This window comes from Chryseobacterium sp. c4a, assembly GCF_009900745.1.
GTDB lineage: Bacteria > Bacteroidota > Bacteroidia > Flavobacteriales > Weeksellaceae > Chryseobacterium.
On the sequence record NZ_WXVU01000006.1, the window covers coordinates 66,015 to 80,132 of the forward strand.

General features: G+C 33.9%; 13 protein-coding genes. 7 read left to right on the forward strand and 6 right to left on the reverse strand.

The features are described 5' to 3' along the window. Positions 1–2 precede the first annotated feature (2 nt). The 3 genes from GTR01_RS10170 (at position 3) to purF (ending at position 3,051) form a co-directional block, all read left to right on the forward strand. Positions 3–698 carry a DUF3307 domain-containing protein gene (locus tag GTR01_RS10170; protein WP_160137732.1) on the forward strand — a complete coding sequence of 232 codons (696 nt, stop codon included), beginning with the start codon at positions 3–5 and terminating at the stop codon, positions 696–698. A 32-nt stretch (positions 699–730) separates the two neighbouring features. After that, complete coding sequence (gene purC / locus GTR01_RS10175) at positions 731–1,453, forward strand: phosphoribosylaminoimidazolesuccinocarboxamide synthase (protein WP_160137733.1); 723 nt, start codon at positions 731–733, stop codon at positions 1,451–1,453. Between the two features lie 98 nt (positions 1,454–1,551). After that, positions 1,552–3,051, forward strand: coding sequence for an amidophosphoribosyltransferase (purF, locus tag GTR01_RS10180; protein ID WP_160137734.1), 1,500 nt, complete (start codon positions 1,552–1,554; stop codon positions 3,049–3,051). A gap of 318 nt (positions 3,052–3,369) precedes the next feature. On the opposite strand, the gene GTR01_RS10185 is transcribed toward purF, so the two are convergent. From GTR01_RS10185 to GTR01_RS10200, 4 genes are all read right to left on the reverse strand, one after another. Next, the gene (locus GTR01_RS10185) at positions 3,370–4,059 is read right to left on the reverse strand and encodes a porin family protein (protein WP_160137735.1); all 690 of its coding nucleotides are present in this window, start codon (positions 4,057–4,059) and stop codon (positions 3,370–3,372) included. Positions 4,060–4,392: 333 nt separating this feature from the next. After that, complete coding sequence (locus GTR01_RS10190; protein ID WP_160137736.1) at positions 4,393–5,097, reverse strand: porin family protein; 705 nt, start codon at positions 5,095–5,097, stop codon at positions 4,393–4,395. Between the two features lie 413 nt (positions 5,098–5,510). Continuing rightward, positions 5,511–6,098, reverse strand: a complete 588-nt coding sequence (locus GTR01_RS10195; protein WP_160137737.1) for a porin family protein — start codon at positions 6,096–6,098, stop codon at positions 5,511–5,513. A 248-nt stretch (positions 6,099–6,346) separates the two neighbouring features. Further along, complete coding sequence (locus GTR01_RS10200; protein ID WP_160137738.1) at positions 6,347–6,973, reverse strand: porin family protein; 627 nt, start codon at positions 6,971–6,973, stop codon at positions 6,347–6,349. A 484-nt stretch (positions 6,974–7,457) separates the two neighbouring features. Between GTR01_RS10200 and GTR01_RS10205 the strand changes: the two genes are divergently transcribed. After that, positions 7,458–9,314, forward strand: coding sequence for a tail fiber domain-containing protein (locus tag GTR01_RS10205; RefSeq protein WP_160137739.1), 1,857 nt, complete (start codon positions 7,458–7,460; stop codon positions 9,312–9,314). A gap of 100 nt (positions 9,315–9,414) precedes the next feature. On the opposite strand, the gene aroB is transcribed toward GTR01_RS10205, so the two are convergent. After that, positions 9,415–10,461: a 3-dehydroquinate synthase gene (gene aroB / locus GTR01_RS10210; protein ID WP_160137740.1), complete on the reverse strand. Its 1,047-nt coding sequence runs from the start codon at positions 10,459–10,461 to the stop codon at positions 9,415–9,417. 101 nt (positions 10,462–10,562) lie between these two features. Between aroB and GTR01_RS10215 the strand changes: the two genes are divergently transcribed. The 3 genes from GTR01_RS10215 (at position 10,563) to GTR01_RS10225 (ending at position 13,288) form a co-directional block, all read left to right on the forward strand. Then, positions 10,563–11,747, forward strand: coding sequence for a pseudouridine synthase (locus GTR01_RS10215; protein ID WP_160137741.1), 1,185 nt, complete (start codon positions 10,563–10,565; stop codon positions 11,745–11,747). Between the two features lie 126 nt (positions 11,748–11,873). Further along, a complete protein-coding gene (locus tag GTR01_RS10220; RefSeq protein ID WP_160137742.1) occupies positions 11,874–12,443 on the forward strand; it encodes a TetR/AcrR family transcriptional regulator in 570 nt (189 codons plus the stop codon). After that, on the forward strand, positions 12,440–13,288 hold the full coding sequence (locus tag GTR01_RS10225; protein ID WP_160137743.1) for a sialate O-acetylesterase: 849 nt from the start codon (positions 12,440–12,442) through the stop codon (positions 13,286–13,288). The genes GTR01_RS10220 and GTR01_RS10225 overlap by 4 nt, the downstream gene beginning before the upstream one ends. A 70-nt stretch (positions 13,289–13,358) precedes the next feature. Here the strand turns inward: GTR01_RS10225 and pncA are convergent, their stop codons facing one another. Then, complete coding sequence (gene pncA, locus GTR01_RS10230) at positions 13,359–13,964, reverse strand: bifunctional nicotinamidase/pyrazinamidase (protein ID WP_160137744.1); 606 nt, start codon at positions 13,962–13,964, stop codon at positions 13,359–13,361. Positions 13,965–14,118: the final 154 nt, after the last annotated feature.

The following is a 14,118-nucleotide window of genomic DNA, read 5'->3' on the forward strand; positions in this document are numbered from 1 at the left end:
GCATGATCTTTATCAAACTCATATTGGCACATCTACTCGGAGATTTTATACTTCAGCCAAATTCATGGGTTGCTGATAAGGAGAACTATAAACTAAAAAGTAAGTATTTATACTTTCATATTCTGATTCATACCGCTTTAAGTCTTATTTTTCTTTGGGATTTACGGCTTTGGTGGGTCTCTGTTTTGGTGGGAATTACCCATTTCTTTATTGATGCTGCTAAACTGAGTTTCCAGACTATAAAAACAAAAAAAGCATGGTTTTTCATCGATCAACTGCTGCATATTATAGTGATTGCAGGAGTATCTTTTTATTTTGGTGAATTTCAATTCAGTTTTTTACAAAATCAGGAATTTTTAAAGATCATTATGGCTGCTTTGTTTCTAACAACACCAGCTTCTATTTTTATCAAAATCCTTCTATCATCCTGGACACCTGCTCCGGAGGGTGCTAACTCTATTCAAACCGAATCTTTATCAAGTGCCGGAAAATATATCGGAATTTTAGAACGCCTGCTGGTGTTTACCTTTATTATGGTGAACCACTGGGAAGGCGTAGGTTTCATGGTGGCTGCCAAATCTGTTTTCAGGTTCAGCGACCTTGCACAGGCAAAACAGAGAAAACTTACAGAATATGTATTAATTGGTACACTGCTAAGTTTTGGACTGGCTGTCTTAACAGGAATAATAATAAAATAAATAAATCTAACTACAATTTAGAAAGTAAAATTATGAGTCAAAAGAAAGAAATGTTGTACGAGGGGAAAGCGAAACAAGTATTTGCTACCGATAATCCAGATGAAGTAGTAGTACGTTTCAAAGACGATGCTACAGCATTTAACGCTCAAAAGAAAGGGCAGGTTGACCTGAAAGGGGAAATGAACAACGCCATCACTACTCTTATTTTTGAATATTTAAATGAAAAAGGGATTAAAACTCATTTCATTAAAAAATTAGACGAAAGAGAGCAATTGGTAAAAAAAGTTTCTATCATTCCTTTAGAAATGGTCGTAAGAAACTACTCTGCAGGAAGTATGGCACAAAGATTAGGTGTTGAAGAAGGAATTAAATCTCCTGTAACCATCTTCGATATCTGCTATAAAAAAGACGAGTTAGGAGATCCGCTTATCAACGATCACCACGCAGTATTCTTAGGAGCTGCTACTTACGAAGAGCTTGATGAAATGTATGAATTATCTTCAGACATCAATGACATCCTTATTGAACTGTTTGATAAAATTAACATCATCCTTGTAGATTTCAAAATCGAATTAGGGAAAACTTCTTCAGGGGAGATCATCCTTGCAGACGAAATTTCTCCTGATACTTGCAGACTTTGGGATAAAGATACAATGAAGAAACTAGACAAAGACAGATTCAGAAGAGACTTAGGAGAAGTAACGGAGGCGTATGTTGAAATCTACAACCGTCTTAAAAACCTTTTGGTAAAATAAGATTTAATTTATTTAAAGATTGAATCATTTAAAAATTAAACTGTCAGTAATCTTTTAATCATTAAATTTTTTAATCTTTTAATTTAGAAAAAATAGAAATGAAAAGTTTAGACATTCATAAAAGTGAATATTTAAAACAGTTTGAAAACCAGGTTTACGGAAGAAACCTTTTCAGAACTCAGGAGGAGGAAAGATTAGACGCTCCTAATGAGGAATGTGGAATCTTCGGACTCTATTCAGATAATGATCTGGATACGTTTTCTCTTTCACAGTTCGGGCTTTTTGCATTACAGCACAGAGGTCAGGAAGCTTGTGGTATTTCCGTTTTAAAAGACGGTAAAATTACCAATATGAAAGATGAAGGATTGGTTTTAGACGTTTATAAAGACATTCAGGAACCTGAAACTTTTATGGGAAATTCTGCAATCGGTCATACCCGTTATACCACTGCAGGAGATAAAAAGAAATATAACTTCCAGCCATTTTTCGCCAAAAACGAATATGACCAGATTATACTTTCTATAGCGCACAACGGTAATCTTACCAATGCGAAAGAATTAAAAGCGGAGCTGGAAGCTGAAGGTGTAGTTTTCAGAGCAACTTCCGATTCTGAGGTGATCTTGAGATTGATCCAAAAAAATCTTGACCTTGGACTTCGCGGAGCGATCAAAGCTACCATGGAGAAAATTGAAGGCGCTTATTCCGTAGTAGGAATGACAAGAAATAAATTCTTTGCTTTCAGAGACTTCAACGGAATCCGTCCGCTGGTTTTAGGAGCTATTAATGAGAACTCTTATGTAGTAGCTTCCGAATCGGTAGCATTAGATGCTGTAGGAGCTCAGTATGTACGTGATATTCTTCCTGGAGAAATCATTTACACCAATGAAAACGAACCTGGAAAACTTCATTCTTATATGATGGATGAAGCCAAAGGAAAACAAAGAATCTGTTCTTTTGAATATATCTATTTCGCAAGACCTGACTCCACCTTAGAAAACATCAATGTGTATGAGATCAGAGAAAAATCAGGAGAAAAGATCTGGGAACAGGCACCTGTAGATGCAGACTTAGTTATTGGAGTTCCGGATTCAGGAGTTCCTGCTGCCATTGGATTCTCAAAAGCTTCAGGAATACCTTTCCGCCCTGTTTTGATTAAAAACAGATACATCGGAAGAAGTTTCATCGTTCCTACACAAGAAATGAGAGAAAGGGTAGTAAACCTTAAACTGAATCCTATTATTTCAGAAATGAAAGACAAAAGAGTAGTAATCATTGATGACTCTATCGTTCGTGGAACAACCTCAAAGAGACTGGTTAAAATTCTAAAAGATGCAGGCGTAAAAGAGATTCATTTCAGAAGTGTTTCTCCACCAATCATTGCTCCATGTTATTTAGGAATTGATACTCCATCAAAAGATGATTTGATCTCAGCCAATATGACTACAGAAGAACTTAAAAACTATTTAGGAGTAGATTCTTTAGAGTTTTTAAGCATAGACAATCTGAAAGATATTTTAGGATCTTCTAACCATTGTTTCGGATGCTTTACAGAAGAATATCCGGTAGGAAAAGGAGAGGAGGTAGAACTATTTAATTAATATTTCTTCCTTAAAGATAGGGAGTCAGATAGTAAATATCTGGCTCTTTTTTTTGTTATTGAATAGGCTCCTAGCTTTAATATGATGAAATGCAGTACAATCTTAATATTCCTGTATTCAGTGATGATCCGAGAATATTTGAATAAGTATTTTCAAAAGGTTGAATGAGATTCTTCATTTCATTCTGTTTCATTCAAAATGATATATCATATTATAAAAGCTACTTCACCAAAATATAAATAGCCGGAAGAAATTCTTCCGGCTATTTTATACAATGCACTTGCATGCATCTGGAGTTAAAAAATTGGTTAGTATGTATTAGAACTTATAGTTCAGACCTAATTGGAATACTCTGTTGTTATTTTCAGCAGCAGTACTCATTTTATCGATCTTCGTTAAGCTATTAGTATATCTTGCACTGATTCCGATATTATTAGTGATATCATATCCTACACCAAGGGCTAAACCAAAGTTAAATTTATTGATCTCATCTTTGTTAATGTCTTCAGAGTGAGATTGGCTTACAGTAGTGGTAACACCTCCTACAGTATTTTTAGTAGTTATGTCACCTTTCATTTTTCCATTGATGAAATAACTGAATTCAGGACCTGCTTCTACATAAAAATTATCCATAGGTCTCATCTGAATCATCAAAGGAACTGAAATATAGTTCAAGGTTACTTTATCCTGAACTGTTGTAGTTTTGTCATAAACCGTTTCAGAAGAGATGACATCTCTTGCTCCCATTTGATTATATAAAACCTCAGGTTGTAAGCTGAATTGCTTAGAGATTGGAATGTTCACAAAAGCACCAGCATGGAATCCTAATTTCTGGCTGTTCATTCCGAATTTCTGAGCGCTGAAATACGCTGAGTTTCCTCCGGCTTTAATACCAAATCTAATAGGTTGAGCGTCTTTTTTTAGAGGTGATGTATTTACAGTTGTTGATTCCTGAGCAAATGCTAATGTACCCGCAGTTAATGCAAGTCCTAAAAATAACTTCTTCATAATTTTTATTTTTTAATTTTTACTACTTGTGATGGTCTTTCAACCATTCGCGATTTATTTTGCAAAATGCTTGCCAAACTCAAAAAAACCAGACGTACAGGACTTTTTTAAAGGGTTTTTGATTAAAAAAAAGATCCATGAAGTCACGTTTTGTATAAAATATTTCAACATATATGGAATATTTATGATAAATTTTATGTTAATTTTATCACATATAAAAGGATCTGCTAATTATTAAAATTTGCTTAAAAAAATAACACAGATGTAAATAAGCAAAAATAAAAAGCCAGATGATAAAAACATCTGGCCAGTACATCGAAAAATAATAAATTTCTATTTGAATTTATAAGCTACTCCCACCTGAAAAGCGTTGTTTCTTGATTTATAATCACTATTGCTGTTCTTTATTACATCTGTAAGTCCGGCAACAAATCTAGCAGTTACCCCAAATTGTGGCGTAAAATAATATCCTGCACCAATACCAATACCAAAATTGAATCTGTTAAATTGATCCATATCTATTTTTTCTGAAAAATTTCCACTCTCAGAGAATGTATAATTTCCACTTCTTTCAGTAATGGTCATATCTCCTTTTACTTTACCTCCCAATAATAATCCAAATTCAGGACCTGCCTCTACATAAAGCTGAGGAAGGATATTATACTGTACCATAAGAGGTAGAACAATATAATTTAAGTTTGTTTTGTAATTGGCTTCCATTGTAGAGGTTTGATTTCCATAAGATGTCTTATTTCTTATTTCAGATTTCGAACCTAATTGGCTAAAAAGAAGTTCCGGCTGAACACTGAATTTTTCTGCTACTGGTATATTTACGAATACTCCGGCATTAAAACCTACTTTTAGCTTCTCATCATTATTCTGATAACCATTAGAAAAGCTATAGTCACTTCTTGACATAGTAGTTGCATTGATTCCCGCTTTAACTCCAAATTTAATTGGGGAAGATGACTTTGCTTTTTCCTGTGCATTGATAAAAAGGCTTCCTGCGAAAGCCAATCCTACGAATAATTTCTTCATGATTATAATTTTAAATTAACTCCCAGACGGCAGCAAAATTCCCGCCAAAGTGAAGAAAAGTGACAAAAGTCATATAAGGCGAAAAAGTCAGGTTTAAACAAGTAAACCTGACTTTTTCTATTGAAATCAAAATGTATTCTATCTATTATGGAAATATAAACCTATATTTCCGTTATCTATTTTTCAAACTTTAATCAATATGTAACAGAATTTTTTATTTGATTTTTAAACTAATTTTTGAATTTAAAATCATAAAGTAAAAACTGTAATGTAAAGATACTTTCAAAACAGATACAATTAATACTCTATACGCAAATTCCTTGCCAAAAAAATGAAAAAGAGATTTAGATATAAAAAAACCGGATTAAATACATAATCCGGTTTCTAATTTGTTATTAAACCTAAGGGTAGGCTTAGAATTTATAAGCTAAACCAACTTGGAACGCTCCGTTCTTAGTAGAATCAGAACCACTAGGTCTATCTTTAAAGATATCAGATAAACCAGCTACATATCTTACATTAACACCAATGTTTGGAGTAAAGTAATATCCAGCACCAAGTCCTAGACCGAAATCGAAAGTTTTCATTCCGTCTTTTGCATCGTAAGATCCATTGTTAGTTTTCACTTTTGAGCTTAAAAGGAAACTGAATTGAGGACCTGCTTCTACATAAAGGTTAGGAAGAGCATTGTACTGGAACATTACCGGTACAGCTAGGTAATCTAAGTTAAGTTTAACATCACTGTTATTTTTATCTTTTGCTCCCATACCGCTATATAGAACTTCCGGTTGAACGCTGAAATCTTGAGCTACAGGAATGTTAGCGAATACACCACCATAGAATCCTGCTTTAGATTTAGTATCATTACCTGAAAGGCTAGAAATGTTAAGACCAGCTTTTAATCCAAATCTAACTGGAGATGAAGCTGTATTGCTTGAAGTTTTTTGTGCGAAAGAGAAAGTACCTACTACTAATGCTAGGCCTAAAAAAATCTTTTTCATAAGTATTTATTTAATAGTTTTTAAGTTTTGTTTAACACTTTCTTTATTATCAAATTGTATGCCAAAAAATCAAAATAAGTTTATTTGTCTTTCTAACAGGTCATTGCAGCTAAATTTATATAAAAAATCTACTAAAAAAGCATATATTTAGTTAACATAATTTAAGATTCTAAATAAAAAAAGACCAGACTATAAAATAATCTGATCTTTTATTGAATATAAAATTTGTTACTGAATGTTTAAGAAGCTTATCTAAATTTATAAGCTAATCCTACTTGGAATACATTATTTCTTACTGCATCAGATCCACTAGGTCTGTCTTTAGCAATGTCTGTTAAACCAGCTACATATCTTGCTGTAATTCCCAAATTAGGCGTGAAGTAATATCCAGCTCCTAAACCGATACCAAAGTTGAATGTATTCAAATTATCTTTGAAGTTATCTGTTGTAGAAGATTGCCCTGAAGATTCATTTTTGAATTTATTCTTAGCACTTACCATGAATCCGAATTCCGGACCTGCTTCTAAATAAAGGTTAGGTAGGGCATTGTACTGGAACATTACCGGTACCGTAATATAATCTAGTTTAGTAGAAGCAGAATATTTAGTTCCTGCTAAAGTATAATCTGATTTATTACCATATTGTGAATATAATACCTCTGGCTGAATGCTTAATGAAGTAGCCACTGGAATGTTGGCAAATACACCTGCATTAAATCCTATTTTAGATTTTTGATCATCCAGACCGTTATTTTTTGAAAGTGAAGAAACGTTCATTCCTCCTTTTACACCAAATGCTACCGGACTAGAAGAAGTTGTTTGAGCGAACGCCAACGTGCTTGCAGTTACTGCTAATCCTAAAATTAACTTTTTCATAACTTTAAATTTTAAATTTTTACTCTTTCTTAATTTTAAATTTTACTACTTGTTCTCATTTCTGTAGAACGCTGGAGATCTTTCAAATTGCTTGCCAAAAAATATTTTAACGGGTTAAAATCAATAAAAAAATAGGCTTTTCTGTATTTATTTTCAATTTAATTAATTGGTCTTCAGTGTCATGAGTAATTAAATAAACATTTGTTTAGAATGAGGCTAAATTGACGGTTTTGTCAAAAATAGAGTTGAAAATAAGCTCAAGGATATCTTTCCATCATACTCCCCATTAAAATTATTTGATAAAACGACCCTTACTATCAAATTACCAACTCATGAGAGAACCTTTATATAAGCCTAAGTTTCGACAAAAGATCATTACCAAACCATTTTGCTTTATTAATTTTGTGTTTCTTATATGATGATAACCTGATGCTCTTACAAAATGGCTCATTGAAATTTGTAAGAATTCATTAATCTTTACAACATGAAAAAATGCACATTGATGCTGCTGCTTCTTTTTTTTGAAAACAACATACAAGCTCAGATCGGGATCAATACAACAACACCTAATCCATCCTCAGCATTAGAAGTTGCGGGTTCTAATAAAGGGATCTTAATTCCCAGAGTGGCATTAACTGGAAGTTCTGATACGACTACAGTACCTTTAGCTGCCAATTCTTTAATGATTTATAATATAGCTTCTGTAAACGATGTTCATCCCGGATATTATTATTGGAGTACAGGTGCTGGACGATGGACAAAAGTATTGGATGATTTAACTCCCATTGTGATGACGGGATGGAGTCTGACTGGGAACTCGGGTATGGTAAACGGGGTCAATTTTATCGGGACATCTGATAATGTAGATGTTATTTTTAAAAGAAATAATATTGTATCCGGAGTTTTAAACACCACCAATACCATCTTTGGCGTTAATAGCTTGACTGCTAATACAACAGGACTTAACAATACTGCGGTAGGGGTAAATAATTTAATTTCCAATACCATAGGAAGCATGAATACGGCAATAGGATCAGAGGTGTTGAGCAATAACAAATCGGGGATACAAAATACTGGCTATGGATATCGGGCTTTATATTCGAATCTGGACGGGAATAATAATGTTGCAAATGGTTATTTTTCACTTTTTTCAGCTAAAAGTACAATAGGAAATGTTGGTATCGGTGCCAGTTCTCTTCGTGAGCTGATTTCAGGAGATGACAATATAGGAATTGGAGGTGACTCTTTTCGAATGATTCCTGGTGGAAGAGGAAATACTGCAATTGGCGGATCTGCAGGATATAATTTAAATACTGTAAATAATTATAATACGTTTATTGGCTTCCGGGCAGGAGCCGGGCTTGTTTCCGGAAAATCAAATACGATTATTGGAGCTAATGTAAGTAGTTTACCGGCTTCGCTTTCAAATAATATCATCATTGCTGATGGTGACGGAAACAGAAGAATTAATATTGATCAGAACGGAAATATTGGTATTGGAACAAATACCCCAAAGTTTCCACTGGACATCAGGCTAAAAACTACGGTATGGCCTCTGGCTGCATCAAGCCTTACTTATTATGGAATAAGTCCTGATTCGGGCTCTTTTGACGGAACATCAACTACTTATTCTAATTATACCAATGATATAGGTACTTTCAATACCAACACTTCTATTTATGCGGATGGAAATATTATCTCAGTAGGGAAATTGAGTGTAGCACAAACCTCTCTCTTTTCAGATAAAAGAATCAAAAATATCATAGGAAAATCAGATAGCTCAAAGGATTTGGAACTCTTAAAAAAGCTCAGTATTACCAATTATCTTATGAAAGATGAATCTGTGTATGGTAAGCAGAAATTTAAAAAGATAATCGCTCAGGAGGTAGAGACTGTATATCCGCAAGCAGTCAGTAGAAGTGGTGTAAAAACTTTTATTCCTAATATTTATCAGTTGGCAAAACAAAATGGAGATGTTTTTATTTTTGAAAAGCCTATTGATATTGCTAAAAGGGATAAATTTCTTAAAGTATATGATGAAACAGGAGAAATTATTTTGGAAATACAGGACAGCACCCCTAATAGTATCACAGCTAATGTAGCAGATAAAAAACTTAAAGGAAAATTGTTTGTTTATGGAACTGAAGTATCTGATATGAGAACGGTAGACTATGATGCTTTGTCGATGCTGAATATCTCTGCCACTCAAGAATTAGCAAGAAGGATAGAAATCTTAGAAAATGAAAATGAAGCTTTAAAAAAATCGAATATTGAAATGCAGCATAAGCAGTCTATTTTTGAAGACCGTTTAAAACAGCTGGAATCTTCTTTTTCGAAATAAAATAAGCCTGATTGTAAATAATCAGGCTTTATCTATTTTAAGGTCTATTTTACAAATTAGAATATTCCATTATCATTCTTTAAAACAAAGAAAAGATGATTTAAAGATCATTCAATTTTCTATAGAAATGAATTGCTTCCAGGATATTTTTCTGGCTGCATTGGTGGTCATAATTACATGCTCCGATTCCTGTAAGTAAAGAAAAATTAATTTTACTGTCCACATTCTTTTTATCATTCAATAATAAAGCTGTAATATCTTCATCTTTAAAATCGCTGATATCTAAATAAGGATAATATCGTTGGATATTTTCAATAATGATTCTTGAATCTTCTTCTGAAATAAGGTTTTCAAGAAATGCCAGGTGAGCTTCACTAATCATTCCCATCGCAACAGCTTCTCCGTGAAGAATAGGATTTCCCTGTTGTAAACAAAGACTTTCAACAGCATGTCCTATGGTATGTCCGAAGTTCAGGGTTTTTCTGATATTGCTTTCATGGAAATCTTTTTCTACAACATCTTGCTTGATATCCATAGAATTCTGGATATAAGGAGTTACTGATTCTACATTAAGCTTATGAATCTGAATCAATTGATTCCAGTGTGCTTTGTCAGCGATTAATCCGTGTTTTAGCATTTCAGCAAAACCACTTCTTAATTCTTTAAAAGGTAATGTTTCTAAAAATTGAGGGTAAATAAAAATCTGTTCCGGGAATGCAAATGTTCCAACCATATTCTTATAATGCATTAAATCTATCCCTGTTTTCCCACCAATCGAGGCATCACACATAGATAAAAGGGTAGTAGGAATATTGATGAACTGGATTCCTCTTTTATAAGTAGAAGCCACAAAACCTCCCATATCTGTTATAACACCGCCACCAAGGTTAATGACCAATGCTTTTCGGTCTGCCTGCATTTCGGTAAGAATTTCCCAAAGCTGATTCGCAGTCTGGATATTCTTCATTTCTTCTCCTGCTTCAATCTCCAGAATTTCAAACCCAAGATCTGTTTCCATATTACCTAACAGAACAGGAAGGCAGTATTCATGAGTGTTTTCATCCACCAAAATAAAAATTTTACTGAATGTTTTCTCATGAAGAAAGTCGTTGAGTTGCGAAAAATTATCGTTTAATATTGTTATCATCTTCGAAAATATGTAAGGTTAAAATGTAAACTATTCTGCAAAGTTATGATTCTTAATTTTTAACTCGTAACTAAATTACTATCTTTGCAAAAATTTTTAGAATGAGCAGAGATAATAATAATTCAGACAGATCAAAGAGACCAAGAATTTCAACCAAGAAAAGTTCTGATGATTCTCGTGCTTCCAGATCTGGAAATTCTTCAGGATCAAAACCTTTTAAAAAGCCGTTCTCTAAAGACGGAGCAAGAAAAGGCCCCGAACATTCAGGATCCAACTCAAGATTTGAAAAGAAACCGTTTAAGAAAAATACTGGGAGTTTTAACAGCTCAAGTGATGATTCTGAATCAAAATCTGAAAGTAGAGCTTATATCACGAATAAAAGTGAAAGCTACGAAAGAAAATCTTTTGGAAAACCTAAGAGAGGTGGCAAAAACTTTGACACAAGAGATAAGTACGAAAGAGGCAGCCTGAAATATGGTAGAAGACCTTCTGCTAATGGAGAGGAGAGAAAAGATGATAAAACAAGATCTTTTGTACAGAAAAGAAGGCTGAACAAGATTGATAAAGACATTCATAAAGACAGCATCCGTCTTAATAAGTATATTGCTAACTCTGGAATCTGCAGCAGGAGAGAAGCTGATGAGCTTATCACTCAGGGGCTTGTAGAGGTAAACGGAAAAGCTGTAACTGAAATGGGTTATCAGGTACAGAAAACCGACAGAGTTGTTTTTGATGGACAAAGCATTACGCCGGAAAAACCTGTATATGTACTTCTGAACAAACCAAAAGGGTATATCTCTACAACGAAGGATGATAAAGCAAGAAAAACAGTAATGGATCTTGTAGCCAACGCTTCGCCTTACAGATTGTTCCCGGTTGGAAGATTAGACCGCTCCACTACAGGAGTTATCTTATTGACTAATGACGGACACATGACCAAAAAACTGACGCATCCATCTTTTGATGCTAAGAAAATCTATCATGTAACATTAGACAAAAAATTAACAGGTGAAGATTTACGTCTTATTGCAGAAGGAATCCGTCTTGATGAAGGAGTAGCAGTGGTTGATCAAATTTCATACATTGAAGGTAAGCCTAAAAATGAAATCGGAATTGAGATTCACATCGGTTGGAACCGTGTTATCAGAAGAATTTTCCAAAGATTAGGGTACGAAGTAGAGTCTTTAGACAGAGTAATGTTTGCCGGATTAACGAAGAAAAACATTAAGAGAGGACACTGGAGAATCCTTTCAGAACTGGAAGTAAACAACCTTAAAATGCTTTAAAAGAAGTTTAAGGTTAATGCAAATAAAAAAGCGCAGAATTTATTTTCTGCGCTTTTTTTGTATTACCAAATAAATAAATGTCTCAAAAATGAGACATTTGTCGTAATTTAGCGTCAATTAAAAATTATGAATACTCAGCAAAGGATTATTGATGCAGCGATATCAGTTTTAAATGAAAATTTTTCAGCAACATTTGAGGATATTGCTGTGAGTTGTGGTATTAGTAGAAGAACACTTCATAGATATTTTAAAAATCGAAATGAACTATTGGAAGCATGCAATCAGAATATGTTGGAGGCATGGGAGCTCGCAACGATTAAAGCTTGTAATAGCTCAGAAAATCCTTTAGTACAACTTGAATATTTATTATATGCAGGAATTGACAGTGGAACCAAGTACGCTTTTCTCATAAAACTGAATGAGAATAATAAATTTTCTTCAATAGCTTACGAAAACAAGCTAAGTTCAGCATATTTTCAAAAAAGAGATCAATTATTTGATGCTATTCATGAATTACAAAAACAGAAAGTAGTTGATGACCAGTTTCCGCTACCTTGGATAAGAATTCTTTTTACCAGTGCGATTACGGCAACAATTATGGCATTCAGATCAGGTGACATTGCTCAAAATGAAGTAAAAAAACTGGCCTGGTCTTCATTCAGAAGAAGTATTGGTATACAAATAAATAAAAAATGATACATTCCTTTTTAATGATAGGACAGTCAAATATGGCTGGTCGTGGCTACGCTAGCGAAGTTCCGTCAATCTATAATGAACATATTAAAATGCAAAGAAACGGACTATGGCAAATTATGTCTGAACCTATTAATTTTGATCGGCCCAGTGCAGGAGTAGGACTTGCTGCTTCTTTTGCAGCGTCCTGGAGACTTGACAATCAACAGAAAGAAATAGGATTAATTCCGTGTGCTGATGGAGGAACAAGCCTTGATGATTGGGCTGTAGGCGGTGCTTTATTTGAAAATGCTGTATCACAAGCTAAACTTGCACAGCGAACGAGCCAGCTCTCAGGTATTCTATGGCATCAGGGTGAAAACGACTGCTCTCCTGAAAAAGCTGAACAATATGGGGAAAAATTTGCTGTAATTATTGAGACATTACGTCATGAATTAGATGTTCCGGAAATCCCTCTTATTATTGGTGGTTTAGGAGATTTTCTCCCGAATGGAATCTTCGGACAATATTTTACTTCATATCTTTTAATTAATCAAGCATTGGAAGATTTTGCCAACACTCATGCAAACTGTTATTTTGTTACGGCCAAAGGGCTTACAGCTAATGCTGACAGTATTCATTTCAATGCATTATCACAAAGATTATTTGGTGTCAGATATTATGGAGCTTTCCGTGATTTAAAACATGTTATTGGTCCTTATTATGATGAGGAAAGTATATTAGCAACAATCTATAATCGTCCTTATACCAAAACAGAAAAAATCAAACTGTTGGAACATCAATTTGCAGTTGGAAATATTGAACCTCAAGATTTTCTATCGAAATTAGCTATCCTGAATGGAAATTAACATATCAAAATAAAACAGCACCAATAATGATGCTGTTTTATTTTAATAAATGCTAGTATATACTATTATTTTATCCAAGAATAGTCACGCCTTTTTCAAGCATTTCATAGATGGCATCTTTTCCATTATTCGGTTTTACGTTTACAGCACGAGTACCATTGAAATGAAGGCAGGTAATATATCCATTGGCTACCGCATCCTGAGCGGTAAATTTCACACAATAATCCATTGCCAAGCCTACAATTTCTACCAATTGAATATCATGATATTTTAAGAAATCATCTAAACCGGTTTTCATAAAATGGTTGTTGTCTTGGAAACCGCTATAGCTGTCAATTTCAATATTTTTACCTTTTTGTATGATATGGGTAACTTTGCTTTGGTTTAAATCTTTATGGAATTCAGCACCGAATGTTCCTTGTACACAGTGATCTGGCCACATGAATTGAGGAACTCCATTTAGAATAATACTTTCTCCCACTTCACGTCCATTGCTGCTTGCAAAGCTTTTATGTCCTACCGGATGCCAGTCTTGTGTCAAAACGATCTGATCATATTCATTTTCTTCCATCAGGAGGTTGATATAAGGAATGATTTCATTAGCTCCCGGTACTGCAAGTGCTCCGCCTTCACAAAAATCATTCTGTACATCGACTATTATTAACGCTTTTTTCATATTTTGATTTCTCGAATTTTTGATAAATTTATAAAAACTAATTGGCAAAAACTTTTCCAAAACTAAATTATCGGACAAATCGGCAATAAAAAGTTAAAGGAGGGAAGCGGGAAGAAGGAGGAGAGAAGTTACTTTTAGTTTTATAACTACCAAC

Excerpts from the sequence above, each read along its gene's own strand:
- GTR01_RS10170 (WP_160137732.1), top strand. The coding sequence starts at position 3 with ATGATCTTTATCAAACTCATATTGGCACATCTACTCGGAGATTTTATA.
- purC (WP_160137733.1), top strand. The coding sequence starts at position 731 with ATGAGTCAAAAGAAAGAAATGTTGTACGAGGGGAAAGCGAAACAAGTA.
- purF (WP_160137734.1), top strand. The coding sequence starts at position 1,552 with ATGAAAAGTTTAGACATTCATAAAAGTGAATATTTAAAACAGTTTGAA.
- GTR01_RS10185 (WP_160137735.1), bottom strand. The coding sequence starts at position 4,059 with ATGAAGAAGTTATTTTTAGGACTTGCATTAACTGCGGGTACATTAGCA.
- GTR01_RS10190 (WP_160137736.1), bottom strand. The coding sequence starts at position 5,097 with ATGAAGAAATTATTCGTAGGATTGGCTTTCGCAGGAAGCCTTTTTATC.
- GTR01_RS10195 (WP_160137737.1), bottom strand. The coding sequence starts at position 6,098 with ATGAAAAAGATTTTTTTAGGCCTAGCATTAGTAGTAGGTACTTTCTCT.
- GTR01_RS10200 (WP_160137738.1), bottom strand. The coding sequence starts at position 6,973 with ATGAAAAAGTTAATTTTAGGATTAGCAGTAACTGCAAGCACGTTGGCG.
- GTR01_RS10205 (WP_160137739.1), top strand. The coding sequence starts at position 7,458 with ATGAAAAAATGCACATTGATGCTGCTGCTTCTTTTTTTTGAAAACAAC.
- aroB (WP_160137740.1), bottom strand. The coding sequence starts at position 10,461 with ATGATAACAATATTAAACGATAATTTTTCGCAACTCAACGACTTTCTT.
- GTR01_RS10215 (WP_160137741.1), top strand. The coding sequence starts at position 10,563 with ATGAGCAGAGATAATAATAATTCAGACAGATCAAAGAGACCAAGAATT.
- GTR01_RS10220 (WP_160137742.1), top strand. The coding sequence starts at position 11,874 with ATGAATACTCAGCAAAGGATTATTGATGCAGCGATATCAGTTTTAAAT.
- GTR01_RS10225 (WP_160137743.1), top strand. The coding sequence starts at position 12,440 with ATGATACATTCCTTTTTAATGATAGGACAGTCAAATATGGCTGGTCGT.
- pncA (WP_160137744.1), bottom strand. The coding sequence starts at position 13,964 with ATGAAAAAAGCGTTAATAATAGTCGATGTACAGAATGATTTTTGTGAA.